13 protein-coding genes and 1 other RNA gene are annotated in these 15,675 nt (G+C 49.7%); all 14 read left to right on the top strand.

Features of this window, described 5'->3' with window-relative positions; genetic code table 11:
• Positions 1–20: 20 nt before the first annotated feature.
• The gene (locus tag ASF12_RS02930) at positions 21–1,634 is read left to right on the top strand and encodes an extracellular solute-binding protein (protein WP_056029297.1); all 1,614 of its coding nucleotides are present in this window, start codon (positions 21–23) and stop codon (positions 1,632–1,634) included.
• A gap of 82 nt (positions 1,635–1,716) precedes the next feature.
• The gene (locus tag ASF12_RS02925; RefSeq protein ID WP_063892494.1) at positions 1,717–2,691 is read left to right on the top strand and encodes a LacI family DNA-binding transcriptional regulator; all 975 of its coding nucleotides are present in this window, start codon (positions 1,717–1,719) and stop codon (positions 2,689–2,691) included.
• 129 nt (positions 2,692–2,820) lie between these two features.
• Positions 2,821–3,849, top strand: coding sequence for a pectinesterase family protein (locus tag ASF12_RS02920; protein ID WP_155972740.1), 1,029 nt, complete (start codon positions 2,821–2,823; stop codon positions 3,847–3,849).
• Positions 3,850–4,239: 390 nt separating this feature from the next.
• The gene (gene glyQ, locus ASF12_RS02915) at positions 4,240–5,121 is read left to right on the top strand and encodes a glycine--tRNA ligase subunit alpha (protein ID WP_046229903.1); all 882 of its coding nucleotides are present in this window, start codon (positions 4,240–4,242) and stop codon (positions 5,119–5,121) included.
• The gene (glyS, locus tag ASF12_RS02910; protein ID WP_056029295.1) at positions 5,121–7,205 is read left to right on the top strand and encodes a glycine--tRNA ligase subunit beta; all 2,085 of its coding nucleotides are present in this window, start codon (positions 5,121–5,123) and stop codon (positions 7,203–7,205) included. Before glyQ ends, glyS begins: the two co-directional genes overlap by 1 nt.
• A gap of 84 nt (positions 7,206–7,289) precedes the next feature.
• Entirely contained in the window at positions 7,290–8,105 is an 816-nt protein-coding gene (locus ASF12_RS02905) for a pyruvate, water dikinase regulatory protein (RefSeq protein ID WP_056029292.1), read from the top strand.
• Positions 8,106–8,147: 42 nt separating this feature from the next.
• A complete protein-coding gene (locus ASF12_RS02900; RefSeq protein ID WP_442952510.1) occupies positions 8,148–8,612 on the top strand; it encodes a YaiI/YqxD family protein in 465 nt (154 codons plus the stop codon).
• Positions 8,613–8,654: 42 nt separating this feature from the next.
• Positions 8,655–10,490, top strand: coding sequence for a DNA primase (gene dnaG / locus ASF12_RS02895; protein ID WP_056029286.1), 1,836 nt, complete (start codon positions 8,655–8,657; stop codon positions 10,488–10,490).
• Between the two features lie 34 nt (positions 10,491–10,524).
• Positions 10,525–11,661, top strand: a complete 1,137-nt coding sequence (gene rpoD / locus ASF12_RS02890; RefSeq protein ID WP_046229898.1) for an RNA polymerase sigma factor RpoD — start codon at positions 10,525–10,527, stop codon at positions 11,659–11,661.
• A 150-nt stretch (positions 11,662–11,811) separates the two neighbouring features.
• Entirely contained in the window at positions 11,812–12,657 is an 846-nt protein-coding gene (locus ASF12_RS02885) for a hypothetical protein (protein WP_056029284.1), read from the top strand.
• Positions 12,657–13,445, top strand: a complete 789-nt coding sequence (locus ASF12_RS02880; protein ID WP_056029281.1) for a tRNA (adenine(22)-N(1))-methyltransferase — start codon at positions 12,657–12,659, stop codon at positions 13,443–13,445. The genes ASF12_RS02885 and ASF12_RS02880 overlap by 1 nt, the downstream gene beginning before the upstream one ends.
• A complete protein-coding gene (locus ASF12_RS02875; protein WP_056029278.1) occupies positions 13,412–14,533 on the top strand; it encodes a Nif3-like dinuclear metal center hexameric protein in 1,122 nt (373 codons plus the stop codon). Before ASF12_RS02880 ends, ASF12_RS02875 begins: the two co-directional genes overlap by 34 nt.
• Positions 14,534–14,655: 122 nt before the next feature.
• An RNA gene (gene rnpB, locus ASF12_RS09305) (RNase P RNA component class A) lies at positions 14,656–15,062 on the top strand.
• A gap of 115 nt (positions 15,063–15,177) precedes the next feature.
• Entirely contained in the window at positions 15,178–15,603 is a 426-nt protein-coding gene (locus tag ASF12_RS02870; protein WP_056029275.1) for a DUF488 family protein, N3 subclade, read from the top strand.
• The last annotated feature ends 72 nt before the right edge of the window (positions 15,604–15,675 follow it).

Here is a 15,675-nt window from a genome sequence, read left to right as displayed (position 1 = left end):
ATTATGGGAGGGAACGTTCAATGGCACAACAGTTAAAAGGGGCAAAAAAAGCATTATCGGTTATCATTTTGGCAACGGCAGTAGCAGGATGCAGCAACAGTGGAGCACCGGCAGCTACAGATGGAAATGCTGCACCAGCAGCAAGCGCAGCAGCGGAAACGGGGCCAGCCTACAACGGCTCGGGGCCGATTACCGACCAGCCTAATCAGGAGCTGACCTTCCTCGGAACGAATGCCTGGACGACGAATGTGGATCTGGCATCGGCTGAAATCGTCAAGCAAATTGAGAAAAATGCCAATGTGAAAGTGAATTGGGAGCTGCTGCCTCCGCAAAACTACCCGGATGCGGTAGGGCCTCGCCTCGCGGCGGGCATGGATTTGCCTGATATCGTTTATTTGCCGGATACGGATCAGACGATGAAATATTTAAATAGCGGACTGTTTATACCGCTTGATGAGCTGTATGAGAAATATGGCGTCAATTTGAAAAAACTTTATGAAAAATCGCCCGATATTAAAGCCAGTCTGACGACTCCAGATGGTAAAATGTATTATATTCCCCAGCAGACGCTGACGAAAAATTACATGCCGGAGTTTATGGTGAATGAAAGATGGCTCAAAAAGCTAGGCCTTCAAGAGCCGACCACACTCGACGAATTTACGGAAATGCTGAAAAAATTCAAAACGGACGACCCGAACGGCAACGGCAAGCAGGATGAAATACCAATGTCGATGGACCCTAAATTTATACCGATGGCTTTTGGCCCGGTGTTCGGCATGGATTTGTCGAGCAACTTTTACGCAGATGACAGCGGCAAAGTCCATTATGGTTACTATGAGCCGGTCTACAAGGAGTATTTGGCTTACCTGAATGGCTTGTATAACGACGGTTTGCTGGGCGTAGATTTCGCCAGTACAACAGCGGATCAAGTGACCTCGAGATTTTCGCAAAATATAACAGGCGCGACGTTCAACTTCAGCTGGTATACGTCGATGGTGTACAGCCCGCTGTTCGCGGACTACAACCCGGAGGAGCCGCTTATCCAAGGCATTTTGCCGCTGAAAGGGCCGCATGGCGACCAGTTCTACGTGGGCCGCACGCCGGTAAGCCGAATTTTCGGTATTTCCAAAAATGCTAAAAACCCTGAGCTGGCCTTCAAGTTTCTAGACTATGCTATTGGGGAAGAAGCGCAAACCTACTACACTTGGGGCATTGAAGGTGTAACGTACGAAGAGAAGGACGGCAAGAAGCAGTTCACCGAGAAGGGCAAGGACAATGACTTCATTCAAAAATATGGTATTGGCCCAGTCAACCTGCCTAGCGCGCAATCGACGGATTCTGCGGATGCAATCGTAGCGCCATGGCATGAGAAGCGGGATAAGGAGCTTGAGCAATATATCCGTCCTCCATTCCCTAATGTATATGCGCTGCCAGAGGAAGCAAGCGTCGAAAACATGTCGATGCCGGACATCCAAACGTATGTAGATGAGATGAATTTGAAATTCATTACAGGAAAAGAAAGTCTTGATCAATTCGATGCTTATATTGCAAACTTAAAAAATATGAATATTGAACAAATCATTGCGGGCAGGCAGGCTCAGTATGACCGATACTTGGCTGCCTCGAAATCCTAGTTTCTATAGCATAAAGCATAAAGCATAGGGCATGGGGTACGAGGAACCGCAAGCGGTTAATGGGAAAGGCGTGGGCTCAGAAATGGTTACAATTAAGGACATCGCCAAGCTTGCAGGAGTAAGCTACAGCACAGTTTCCAAGGCATTGAACAATGATCCGCTAATTAAACCGGCTACAAGACAGAAAGTGCTGGAAATCGCGGAAAAATATCAATACCGAAAAAATATTATGGCGCAGCAGCTTTCTTCGGGCAAAAGCAATATTATTGGCTTTGTTCTGGATGAACTCAGCAACCCGCTCTTTTCCAACATATCGAAAAATTTGCATAGCGAGCTGAAAAGCCGCGGTTATCAAATGATTTTGGTCATAGCGGGCGATGGGGTAGACATCTTCAGCCAGCTTCGAGTGGATGGCTGCATTTTCTGGGAGTATATGCTGGATGATCGGGAGGCGTTCTGGAAGCTCGTCTCCTCGATGCCGATGCCATGCTTCGTACTCGGTGCGGATGAGAACCCCAATTCGCCTTATATTAAAATCGACCGCAAAGAAGGCATCTTCAAAGCGGTCGAGCACTTGAAAGCGCATGGACATGAGCGCATTGGCTTTATCGGCAATTCCCAGAACATTAAAATTGAAGGATATAAGGAGGCGCTGCAGCGGACGGGATTGGAATTTTGCGAAGGCAGCGTGCTTCCGGCTTATTCCTCTTGGGAAGACGGTTATTTTGCCGTACGCAACTATAAATTCACGAGCAACTCGCCAACGGCCTTCATTGGCCTCAACAACTTGGTTACACGTGGGGCGCTGCGTGCTTTCATTGAGGCGGGCTTCCAAGTGCCGCAGGATATCTCGTTAATCGGTTACGATGATTTGCCGGATATGCAGTATGCCGAGGTCGCATTGACGACGATCGGCCCGCCGCTCGGCGAGCTGGCTGTTCAGGCGGCTGAGCTGATCGTTGCGCTGATACGGGGTGAAGATGCTAAATATCCGGTTGTCATCCAGCCGAAGCTGTATTTGCGGAATTCGGTAGCGATTTGCAAGGAGCGAATTTAGATTGAAGGAGGACTTTGCGATGCAACAGACAAAGAAGCTTGCCTGGGCGCTGCGGACAGCGGAAGCGATTTTTCAGGAGACGGACGAGAGCAGGCATCATGCTTTTCCGTTGGAGGTGTAGCGGCTAGAATGAAAGCAGAAGAAAACAAGGTTGTCTCTATTGTAGTAGCCGCTGACGGAAGCGGCGATTTTACATCCATTCAAGCAGCTGTTGATACCGTTCCAGCAACGAATGAGGAGCGGGTCATCATTTATATTCGCAATGGGTTTTATTATGAGAAGCTTCATATCGAAAAGCCAATGATCAGCTTAATAGGAGAAAGTGCCAAGGAGACGATCATCAGCTTTGACGACCATGCCACAAAAGCATTTCCGGACGGCGAGCTCTATCATACGTTTTATTCGTATACCGTGTTCGTTGGAGCGGATGATTTTATAGGAGAAAATATGACGTTTATCAATACGGCAGGTCCTGGGGAAAAGGTGGGCCAAGCGCTGGCGCTTTATGCTGATGGCGATCGCGCCAGCTTCCGCAATTGCCGTTTAATTGGCCATCAGGATACGCTATTTACGGGGCCGCTGCCGGAAGTTCCTATTGACCGCAGTTTTTTTGGCGGTCCAAGGGAAGGCGCTCCAAGAAAGCAGTCCCGGCAATTTTACGAGAACTGTTATATAGAAGGCGATGTTGATTTTATTTTCGGCTCGGCTACGGTACTGTTCAACTACTGCGATATTTTTGCCAAAAATCGCGGCGCTGCTGAGCCGGATGCCATTAACGGATGGATTGCTGCTGCATCTACCCCAGAGCATGCGCCTCACGGATATGTATTCAATGAATGCCGCTTGATAGGCGATGCTCCAGCAGGAAGCGTATATTTAGGCAGGCCATGGCGCAATCATGCCAAAACGATTTTTATCCGCTGCTGGATGGGCGAGCATATTGCTCCTGCCGGATGGGATGATTGGAACAAGCCTGAAGCCCACCCTACCGTTCATTATGGGGAATATGCAAGTACAGGGCCGGGCGGCTCCAGCGACAAGCGAATTAGCTGGTCGCAGCAGCTTACAGCCGATCAGGCAGCTGATTATTCTCTAACTCAGATTTTGGCTGGCGCTGATGGCTGGTCTCCGCTTCAAAGGGAACGGGCGATGGAATAGACGGCTTTCTGCCGTCAGGTTTGACAATTGCACGCAATTTGTTTATGATAAACAGATATAAATATCGGACAATGATGGAGAAAGTAGTTGTGATGGTTACAGCTTTAGCGATTCGGGGATAGTGGGAGCCCGAAGCGGACCAGCAGCGAAAGGGCACTCCGGAGTCGCGTTTAAGAAAGCGGGTTTTCTTGCGCAGCAAGTAGAGAAGAACTAGTGTACGATTAACTGGTTATTGTTGCTGCATCCAAGAAAGCCAAGTAGGGTGGAACCGCGGGAGATCAGCTCTCGTCCCTATGTCTGGCGGCAGACGTAGAGGCGAGAGTTTTTGCGTTCCCTTGAGACTGCCGCCGCTGGTGAAATTGCAAAAGCAAAAAAAGGAGCGGAAAAGGTATGAACTTTCAAAGCATGATATTAACGCTGCAGCAGTTCTGGGCCGAGCAAAATTGTATTTTGGTGCAGCCTTACGATGTAGAGAAAGGCGCAGGCACGATGAATCCTATGACGTTTTTACGCTCCATTGGGCCTGAGCCTTGGAATGTAGCTTATGTGGAGCCTTCTCGACGTCCGAACGATGGCCGTTATGGTGAAAATCCGAACAGGCTGTATCAGCATCACCAGTTTCAAGTTATTTTGAAGCCGTCGCCAGACAATATTCAAGAGCTTTATTTGGAGAGCCTTACTCGCCTTGGCATCGATCCGAAAGATCATGACATTCGCTTCGTTGAGGATAACTGGGAAGCGCCGACGCTTGGCGCATGGGGACTTGGCTGGGAAGTATGGCTCGATGGCATGGAAATTACGCAGTTTACTTATTTCCAGCAGGTGGGTGGCCTTGATGCAAGTCCGGTAGCCGTGGAAATTACATACGGCATGGAGCGTCTTGCTTCCTATATTCAGGACAAAGAAAATGTGTTTGATCTCGAATGGGTTGACGGCGTAACGTACGGCGATGTGTTCAAGCAGCCGGAATATGAGCATTCCAAATATACGTTTGAGACTTCGGATACAGCGATGCTGTTCTCATTATTTAATATGTACGAAGAGGAAGCTAAGAAGACGATGGAGCATAATCTCGTGTTCCCGGCCTATGACTATGTGCTGAAATGCTCGCATGCGTTCAATCAGCTGGATGCGCGCGGCGCCATCAGCGTGACGGAACGGACAGGCTACATTATGCGCGTGAGAAATTTGGCACGTCAAGTGGCTGCGACTTATTTGGAAGAGCGCGAGCGCCTTGGATTCCCGATGCTGAAAGAAAGGAGCGAGGCGTAATGGCTAAAGATTTATTGCTGGAAATCGGTTTGGAGGAAGTTCCTGCAAGATTTGTAAGAGGGGCTATGAATCAGCTTAAGGAGAAGCTGGTAAAATGGCTTGCGGAATCGCGTATCGCTCATCAAGATGTACAAGCATATGCTACGCCGCGCAGACTTGCTGTTCTGGTGCAAGGTGTTGAAGAGAAGCAGGCGGATGTTAATGAGCAGGTAAAAGGCCCTTCCCGCAAAATTGCCCAGGATGACCAGGGCAACTGGAGCAAAGCGGCGCTTGGCTTTGCACGCAGTCAAGGCGCGGAGCCGGAGCAGCTTTATTTTCAGGAGCTGGCAGGGGTAGAATATGTATATGCGAACAAAAGCAGCATCGGTATCGATACGGCTGCTGTATTGTCCGAAGGCTTGACGAATTTAATTACCTCCATGTCGTTTCCGAAAAATATGCGTTGGGGAAGCTACGATTTGAAGTTCATTCGGCCGATAAAATGGTTATTGGCTCTTTATGGCCAAGATGTTGTACCCTTTGAAATTACAGGCGTGCGCAGCGGCAACAGCAGCAGAGGACATCGTTTCCTCGGCGCAGAGACGACTGTGACAGAGCCTGCGGTGTACAAAGAACGTTTGCGCGAGCAGCATGTCATCGTCGATGTAGAAGAGCGGGAACAAATTATCGTCGCTCAAATTGAGCAGCTGGCGAAGGAGCAAAACTGGGAGATTGCCATCAATCAGGATTTGCTGGAGGAAGTGCTCTTCCTTGTGGAAATTCCGAATGTGCTTTACGGTACATTTGATCCCGAATTCCTCAACATTCCGCAGGATGTGCTCATTACGTCGATGCGTGAGCATCAGCGGTATTTCCCGGTGCTGGATGGCAAAGGACAGCTGCTCCCTTATTTTGTAACGGTGCGCAACGGCGACCGGAACAAAATTGACGTTGTAGCAAAAGGCAATGAAAAGGTGCTTCGCGCCCGTCTTTCTGATGCGAAGTTCTTTTATGAAGAGGATCAGAAGCTGGCCATTGGCGACGCGCTTGCCAAGCTTGAAAACATCGTATATCACGAGGAGCTAGGAACGGTTGCTAATAAAGTAGGCCGTATCAGAGCTTTGGCTGATTTGCTTGCAGCAAAATTGCAGGTGGATGCGGGTACCGCAGCGCATATTAGCCGGACGGCGGATATTTGCAAGTTCGACCTCGTTACCCAAATGGTCGGCGAGTTTCCAGAGCTGCAGGGCATTATGGGTGAGGATTATGCTCGGAAAGCAGGCGAGAACGAGACAGTTGCAGCTGCCATTAATGAGCATTACCAGCCGCGCTTTGCTGGAGATCGTGCACCGGCCTCGATAACTGGCGCCGTTGTAAGCCTTGCGGATAAATTGGATACGATTGTTGGCTGCTTCTCCATCGGCATTATTCCTACAGGATCCCAGGATCCTTACGCTCTTCGCCGTCAAGCGGCTGGCGTCGTGCAGATTATTTTGGCACAGCGTTTGAATTTGCAGCTTAGCGACTTGTTTGATGCGGCGCTTGAGGTTCATGAGGCTAGAGGCATGAAGCGCAGTGCAGATGAAGTACGCAAGGATTTAACGGAATTTTTGGCGCTTCGTGTGAAAAACGTGCTGTCCGAGCAAGCGATTCGTTATGACGTTGTAGATGCTGTAATGGGTGCAGGCTTTAACAATCTGCTCTTGACAGTGGAGCGCGCAGCTCTGTTGAATGCGCAAGCCTCAGGCGAGGACCGCGCAGCATTCAAGCTGATTGTGGATGCTTTCAATCGCGTCAGCAATTTGGCCGCCAAAGCAACGACTAAAGTTGTAGACGAAGCTTTGTTTGCAGAACCAGCGGAATCCGCGCTGTATAAGGAGTGGCAGGCGGTTCATGCATCGTTCCAGCAAGCAGTTGCCGGAGGGGAAATTGCCGACGCTGCAGCTAAGCTAGCTGCGCTGAAAGCGCCGATTAATACGTATTTCGATGCGGTTATGGTTATGGCGGAAGATGAGAAGGTACGCGCTAACCGTTTGGCGACCCTCTCTTTAATTGCAGAAGATATAGCGGTTGTGGCGGATTATTCGAAGCTCGTCTGGTCATAAGCGGGCGCAGAGAATAACCGGAGCAATCAATGAATCGTTCATCTTCGAAATAACTTCTAACTAAGAAGGGGAGGATGATAAAACATGACAAAACCGATGACAGATGTCATTATTTATGTCGTATCGGATGCAGCTGGCGATACGGGCGAACTCGTGGTAAGAGCCGCCGTCGCCCAGTTTCATCCGATTCAGACGGATATTCGCAGAGCGCCCTTCATTACGGATGTAGCGGGGCTTGAACGGGTAGTCCGTCAGGCTCAGGAAGCTGGCGCAATTGTGTTGTTTACGCTCGTCATCCCGCATTTGCGCGAGGCGATGGGCAGGCTGGCAGAACAGTATGACACGGTGTCAATAGATCTGCTCGGCCCGCTTATCCAAAGTCTTGAAGTGAAGACGGGACAACAATCACGGCAAGAGCCGGGACTGAACCATGTGCTGGATGAAAACTACTTCCGCAAAGTGGATGCTGTTGAATTTGCTGTGCGTTACGATGATGCGAAAGATCCTTCGGGTGTGCTGAAGGCCGATATTGTGCTCATTGGCGTATCCCGGACATCTAAGACGCCGCTATCGATGTATTTGGCCCATCAGAAATACAAGGTGGCGAACATCCCGCTCGTGCCGGAGCTCAAGCCGCCCGCAGAGCTGTTTAATGTTCCGAAGGCGAAAATTGTGGGGTTGACGATTGGCGTGCCCTATTTGAACATTATTCGCAAAGAACGGCTCAAGGCGCTTGGGCTGCCGAACAGTGCATCATACGCGGCGACGGATCGCATCGAGAAGGAGCTGCTTTATGCGGAATCCATCATGAAGCAGCTGGGCTGTGTCATTATTGATGTATCCCATCGTGCGGTCGAAGAAACAGCAAGCTTGATTATGGAGCATATTCGCTTCACCTAAGCGATATTCTAGAGAAGAAACGAGCGGTGATTCGTTATTCCTATAACAAAGCCTACTATTATCGTTGATGGCGATGCTTGTCCTGTCAAAGCGGAAATTAAGCAAATTGCCCGAAGCTTCTCGCTGCCTGTGCTGATGGTCTCCTCCTATGATCACCACCTTGAAGCCGAAGATGGCGTTTCAGTTATACAGGTGGAGGCGGGGAAAGATTCCGTAGACATGTATATCGTCAATCATTTGCTGAAAGGCGATGTCGTTGTTACACAGGATTTCGGTCTCGCTTGTATTGCGCTTGGCAAGGGGGCGCTTGTCCTTTCGCCGCGCGGCGAGCAATATACGGATGACAACATCGATTATTTGATGGAGCGCCGTCATGAACAAGCTAAACGCAGGCGCAGCGGCGGTAAATCCAAGGGCCCGAAAGCCATGACAACGGAAGATCGAGATCGATTTCAACAAAAGATGACAAAAGTTTTGCAAAGCGAGCAGGAGAAACATGACATTTAGCGAATATTATTTACGTGTTACTTAGGATGAAGGTGATGAACGATGACATACGGTAATAAAATACCGGAGGAGGTCATAGATGCGGTACGCCGTCATTATGACATCGTAGAGACAGTCGGGAAGTATGTTCATCTCACGAAGCACGGCAAATATATGAAAGGGTTATGCCCTTTCCACTCTGAGAAGACCCCATCGTTTACGGTCACGCCAGAGCTGCAAATTTTCCATTGTTACGGTTGCGGTAAGACCGGACATGTCATACGATTCGTGGAAGAGATCGAAGGCTACTCTTTTCCAGAGGCGGTCAGAGTGCTCGCTGAGGAAGCAGGAATGCCTGTAACCTGGACGGGCGCCGAGGGCGGTCAGCGCGAAGAAGTTGACTTAGACCGCTTAGCCATTATTGAAGCTCATCAGTTGACAGCGAAATTGTATAACTATCTATTGAATAACACACAGCATGGCAAAATCGCTAAAGACTATTTGCTTGATAGAGGTCTCAGGGAAAAGCAGATCGACCACTTTATGATAGGGTATGCGCCGGACCAATGGGACACGCTTAACCGATTTTTAACCGCAAGAAATTTTGACCCAGTTTTAATGGAAAAGGGCGGTTTGTTATCGGCTAAAAATGATGGCAGCGGTCATGTCGACCGTTTCAGGAGCCGCATCATGTTCCCGATATGGGATCGTGATGGCAAGGTGATCGCTTTCGGCGGAAGGGTAATCGGTGACGGTCAGCCTAAATATTTGAATTCCCCGGAGACGATGCTGTTCACGAAGAGCCGAGTTTTTTACAATCTGCACCATGCAAGACCAGCTATTCGCAAGAGCAAACAGGTTGTTCTGTTTGAAGGGTATATGGATGTTATAAAATCCTGGAGTGCAGGCGTAAATAATGGTGTTGCCACGATGGGTACAGCATTGACTGAGGAGCATTGTGCCATACTCGGAAGGCAGGCGGAGGAGATTATCCTGTGCTATGACGGCGATGATGCCGGACAAGCAGCTGCTTTGAAATCCATTCCGATGCTCGAGAAGGCCAAGCTTAGAGTCAGAGTATCTATTTTGCCGAAGGGCAAGGATCCCGATGAGTATATTGAGGAATACGGCCCGGATACGTTCCTTAGGGAAGCAATCGACGGAGCGGCAACCACTACAAAATTTAAGCTTATATATTCAAGGAAAAACCATATACTGCTAACAGAAGAGGGCCGGAAAAACTATTTGCTCGAAGCGGCTGGCATTGTTGCAGATCTTGATTCCGCTATTGAACGCGAGGTTTACTTACAGGAGTTGTCCCGCGAGTTTAATTTCCCACTTGACGTTTTGAAGCAGGACTGCCAAGCTAAAGTGCTGGAGCTGCAAAAAAAGAAGCCGCAAGGGGATAATAACGATAATTCGTGGAATAATGGTAGGAATGAAAATCGCCGTAGTTCGGGCCCTCCATCCTTGCTGCCCGCATACATCAAGGCGGAACGGCGTCTGCTCCATGTCATGATGCGTGACCGGGAAGCGGCGCTCGCGGTGCACGACAGGCTTGGCGAAGCGTTCAATGTGGAGGATCATGCAGCGCTTGCTGCTTATTTGTACGCATTTTATGCGCAGGATCATGATCCAGATGTCGGACGCTTTATTGGTTCGCTTCAGGATGAACGCCTGGAGAGAGCAGCGGCAGCCATTTCAATGATGGAAGATGTTCCTTTTGACGAGGACATATTAGCCGCTGATATCGAGGATATTAGCAAGGTGCCCGCATTCAGGGAACTTGAGCTTAAGAAGGAAGAAGCGGTACAGGCAGAACGTGCCGGGGATTATATGTTAGCCGCGCAAATGCACACTGAGATTAATGCCCTAGAGAGACAGCTTAAAGGACGATAGAGGCCTGGGTTTCTAGGGAGGAGGGAGTCGGAATATGGCGAATGATCAGCATACTGGATTGGAAGCTGAACAAAAGCTGGATCAGGTCAAGGACCAGCTGATTGAACAGGGTAAGAAGAGATCCTCCCTAACTTATAAAGAGATTATGGAGAAATTGTCGCCTTTCGACCAGGATCCGGAGCAGATAGACGAGTTTTTCGAGCAACTGGATGATCAAGGGATTGAGGTTCTCAACGAAAATGATGAGGAGCGTCATAATCCGCTTGATAATCGTGGAGAAGAGCAGGAAAGAGAACAGGACGACTTTAATTTTGATGATGATTTGGCGCTTCCGCCAGGCATTAAAATTAATGACCCTGTCCGTATGTACTTGAAAGAAATCGGACGTGTGCCGCTGCTTTCTGCTGACGACGAAATTGAACTCGCACGCAGAATCGAGAATGGCGACGAGGAAGCTAAGCGCAGACTGGCTGAAGCGAATCTACGTCTCGTGGTCAGTATTGCCAAGCGTTATGTAGGACGCGGCATGCTGTTCCTTGACTTGATTCAAGAGGGCAATATGGGTCTGATTAAAGCGGTTGAGAAGTTTGACCACTTGAAGGGCTTTAAATTCAGTACGTATGCGACATGGTGGATTCGCCAAGCGATTACACGGGCGATTGCCGATCAGGCGCGGACGATTCGGATTCCAGTCCATATGGTGGAAACGATCAACAAGCTGATCCGTGTATCTCGTCAATTGCTGCAAGAGCTGGGCCGCGAGCCATCACCGGAAGAAATTGCTGCCGAGATGGAGCTGAGCACGGAAAAAGTTCGGGAAATTATGAAGATCGCACAGGAGCCTGTATCGCTTGAGACGCCGATTGGTGAAGAGGACGATTCGCATCTTGGTGATTTCATTGAAGATCAGGAGGCGCTTGCTCCTGCGGATGCAGCTGCTTATGAGCTGCTGAAGGAACAGCTTGAGGATGTGCTCGATACGCTTACCGAGCGTGAAGAGAACGTATTGCGTCTGCGTTTCGGTCTTGATGACGGACGTACAAGAACGCTGGAAGAAGTAGGCAAGGTGTTTGGCGTAACGCGTGAGCGGATACGGCAAATTGAGGCGAAGGCTCTGCGCAAATTGCGTCATCCGAGCCGCAGCAAACGCTTGAAGGATTTTCTCGAATAAATCGTGTCTTAGAACGGTAAGCAGGTTTGACAACACGATTCAGGCTATAATGTTTTACCCGATCGGACCTTTCTGCATGAACGAGCAGCAAGGTCTTTTTTTTCAAAATACAAGTTGGTATAAAGTTCCCTTGAAAGGAATAAGCCCATAATGAATGAAGAGCGTCGGCAGACCATTGTTAAAGAGATCGATTATTGGAGCAGAAGCAAGCTTCTGCCGCAGCAGTATTGCGATTTCCTGCTTAATTTATATGTGGATCCCGATCAAGAGGAAGATCCTAAAAGAAGGCAAGCTTCTTCGCGCGGAATCGGTAAGGCGGTCATGGCCGTTGGGCAGGCATCGGGAAAACAATGGCTCCTTACTTTTGGGTTTTTTACCTTAATTTCCTTGGTTGTGCTTTATTTTAACGCTTTTCATCCTTTATTGCAAATTGGGGTCGTCGCTGCGGCGGTCGTTATTTCTCTCATTATTTCCCAGCGGGTACGCAAACGAAATGAAGCTACTGGCCTTGTAATTGGCGGGGTAGGCATGCTGCTCATGCTTGGAGCAGGAATGTACATACTAAAATTCCATGGCATCGAGGACTGGTACTGGCAGGCTAGCCTGCTTGGGTTCTGTGCTGTTTTTTGGATCGTCTATGGCATCAGCGCTCGCATTCATATTTTGCATTTATGCGGCTGGGTTGCTTCCCTGCTCGTATATGCATGGCTGCTGTCACGTTTGACTGACTCCCCGGCATGGTATGGCATTCAGCTTTATTGGCTGCCGCTGTCAGGCTTGTTCGGCTGGGCCAGCTGGTTTGTGCATCAATGGTCGAAGCCGGTGTCGGCTGTATTGTTCGTAACATGCGCTTTGGTATGGTTTATGCCGGAGCTGTATGCGATGCTGTTTACGATGGAGACAGATTGGCTGCAATTGCAGCTGCTTATTAAAATCGCCTTAGGCGGCGTATTATTGTTCGCGATGAGAAAAAAATGGATAGTGTGGGTTGCTTAATGTTGAAACTTTCTAACCGATTACAAACGATTGCGGGTTATGTAACAGAGGGCTCGCGCATAGCTGATATAGGATCAGATCATGCGCAGCTGCCGGTATATTTGCTGCAAGCAGGGATTGTGCCTACGGCGATTGCTGGAGAGCTTAATAAAGGACCGTTTGATGCGGCTCGCAGGCAGGGAGCGGCTGTTGGGCTGCTTCACAAGCTCGATGTACGCCAGGGAGACGGCTTGTCCGTAATCGAGCCGCTGGAAGTTGACACGGTTACGATTGCGGGGATGGGCGGCGCATTAATGAGCGATATTTTGGAGGCGGGCTATCAGGCCGGCAAGCTCGAAGGCGTCAAAGAACTGGTGCTGCAGCCTAATGTGGGCGAGGACCGGGTCAGAAGCTGGCTGCTTGAGCATGGCTGGTCGCTGCTTGCCGAAACGATTATGGAGGAAGACGGAAAGATTTACGAGGTTCTCCATGCGCAGAAGCAAAGCGATCAGGAGAGCAAGGAGCATAACGCTGACGTTTATGACATCTCTTTATTGCCAGACTCCTTGCCGGAGGAGATCCGTTTTGCTCTGCTTGTGCGGCTGGGGCCTTTTTTGCTGCGCAAGCCGATTCCCGTTTTCCATCAAAAATGGCAGGCGGAGCTTGAAAAGCTGGACCGCGTCTGTCAAAGCCTGTCCCTTTCAGAGCAGCCGGAAGCAGCCGGAAAGCTGGCGCAGCTGCGTCATGAAATGACGATTATGAAGGAGGTGCTCGCATGCTTGCCAATGGACACACCGTCGTGCAAATAATGGAGCAGCTGGCTCCAAAGCATTATGCGGTAGAAAATGATAAAATCGGGCTGCAGCTAGGAACGCTGGCTAAGCCCATCAGCCATATTCTCGTTGCTCTCGACGTGACGGACGAGGTTGTGGACGAAGCGATTGCTGCGGGGGCAGAGCTGATTATTGCCCATCATGCGATTATTTTTCGCCCGCTTTCCAAGCTTGACACGTCTACGCCAGCAGGAAAGCTGTATGAGAAGCTGATCAAAAATGATATTGCCGTCTATATTTCCCACACCAATCTGGACGTAACAGATGGCGGCATTAACGATTGGATGGCTGATTTGGTTGGCATCAAGCCGGAAGGGCGCGTATGTCTGGAGGAAGTGCATACAGACCAATGGAACAAGCTCGTTGTGTTCGTGCCCAAAGGACATGAGGAAAAGGTGCTGGAAGCGATCTGGAGCGCCGGAGGCGGCCAGATTGGCGATTACAGCCGCTGCAGCTTTATAACCGAAGGGACGGGAACGTTTTTGCCTGGGGAAGGAACGACGCCGTATATTGGGACTCATGGCAAGCTGGAAAAAACAGCAGAGGTCCGTCTTGAGGTCGTTGTCCCTGACAGCCTGAAGCGCAAAGCTGTACAGGCGATGCTGAAAGCCCATCCTTACGATGAGGTAGCTTATGATTTGTACGAAATCGACTTAACCGGGCGTTCAGTTGGGCTTGGCAGAGCAGGCAAGCTGAGCGAGTCTGTAACGCTGGCAGAGCTTACAGAGCGCGTGAAGCAGGCATTCGAGGTGCCCGTTGTTCGCGTAGTAGGGGATGCTGACCGTGAAGTACGCAAGGTGGCTGTGCTGGGCGGATCAGGTGCGCGCTACGTACGCCATGCGATTTTTGCTGGTGCCGATGTGCTTATTACAGGCGATATTGACTATCATACCGCTCATGATGCACTCGCTGCGGGCATCGCTATTATTGATCCCGGCCATAATGTAGAAAAAATTATGAAGCAGCGCACAGCCGATTGGCTTAATGTGCAGCTGCAGTCGCGCAAATCGGACACGAAGGCGTTCGCCTCTGTCATCCATACCGAGCCTTTCCAATTTGTATAAAAGGGAGTAAAATTGCTTTTTTTTGCAGCATAGCTCCAGGATATATACAGCGTTCCATTTATTAATAAGCAATTCAAGCTTGAGCTTTACGCCAATACCTTGTATACTGATTGATGCACCGGAAAGTTTGACAGACAATCGCTGGCGGCCTTGTTGCCGCGAGAGGAAAGTCCGGGCTCCGCAAGGCAGGATGCTGGATAACGTCCAGTCAGCGCGAGCTGAAGGATAGTGCCACAGAAATGGACCGCCGATGGCTGGCTTCGTGCCAGCACAGGCAAGGGTGGAACCGTGGTGTAAGAGACCACGAGGAGTACAGGTGACTGTATTCCTGGTAAACCCCATCTGGAGCAAGACCGAGAGGACGTTGCAGCTTCGAGCTGCGGCCTTAGCCTGAGGCACGTCCGGGTTGGTTGCTGGAGCCGCTTAGCAATAGGCGGCGTAGATAGATGATTGTCGCTTTCTTAGTGGGAGGGTCGTCACCGTTTGCACCACTGAAAGTACAGAACCCGGCTTACGGCAAACTTTCCGCAACGAACTTAAATGAACAAATCGTCATTTGCGATTATAGAGATGTTAGTGGACGTTCCTTCGGGAGTTAACGGCCCTGCATCTCTTTTTTGCATTTTCATAGGAGGTTGATTCACATGCTGCCTTCAGGCAAGTTGTATACGAGCAATTTAAATGGCTTGAAAAAAATAAATTTCGCAGCGACAAAGCTGATGATTACGCGATCGGAGATAAATATTGAAGGTGTTGCCATGTACCAAGCGTTGGCGCCGTCGCAGGATTTATTCCAGTTTTCGCTGGATGGACGAAAAGAAGAGGCGGATTTCGCATGGTGGCCGAAATATGAAGAACGTTTTGCTGCGGAGCTGCAATTTGATCGCAAGCTGGAGGCGCTTCGCCAAGTTTACCGCATGCTGCTGGAGGGCAGCCATGTGGTGCTGATCTGTTTTTGCCATGACCATCGCTATTGCCATCGCCGATTGGTCGGCGAGTTTTTTGCGCCATATGGGGTGAAGGCAGAGGAGCTCAACCCTGTTTTGATCGAGCAGATGAAGCTGTTTTAGCACCAAACGTTAGGAATAGGAATAGGATAAAAAGAGCATGGCTGGAAGCGGACGAGCTGCTTCAATGCCATG

The sequence above is a fragment of the Paenibacillus sp. Leaf72 genome (assembly GCF_001422685.1).
Classification (GTDB): domain Bacteria; phylum Bacillota; class Bacilli; order Paenibacillales; family Paenibacillaceae; genus Pristimantibacillus.
This window is presented reverse-complemented; position numbering and strand designations above follow the sequence as displayed.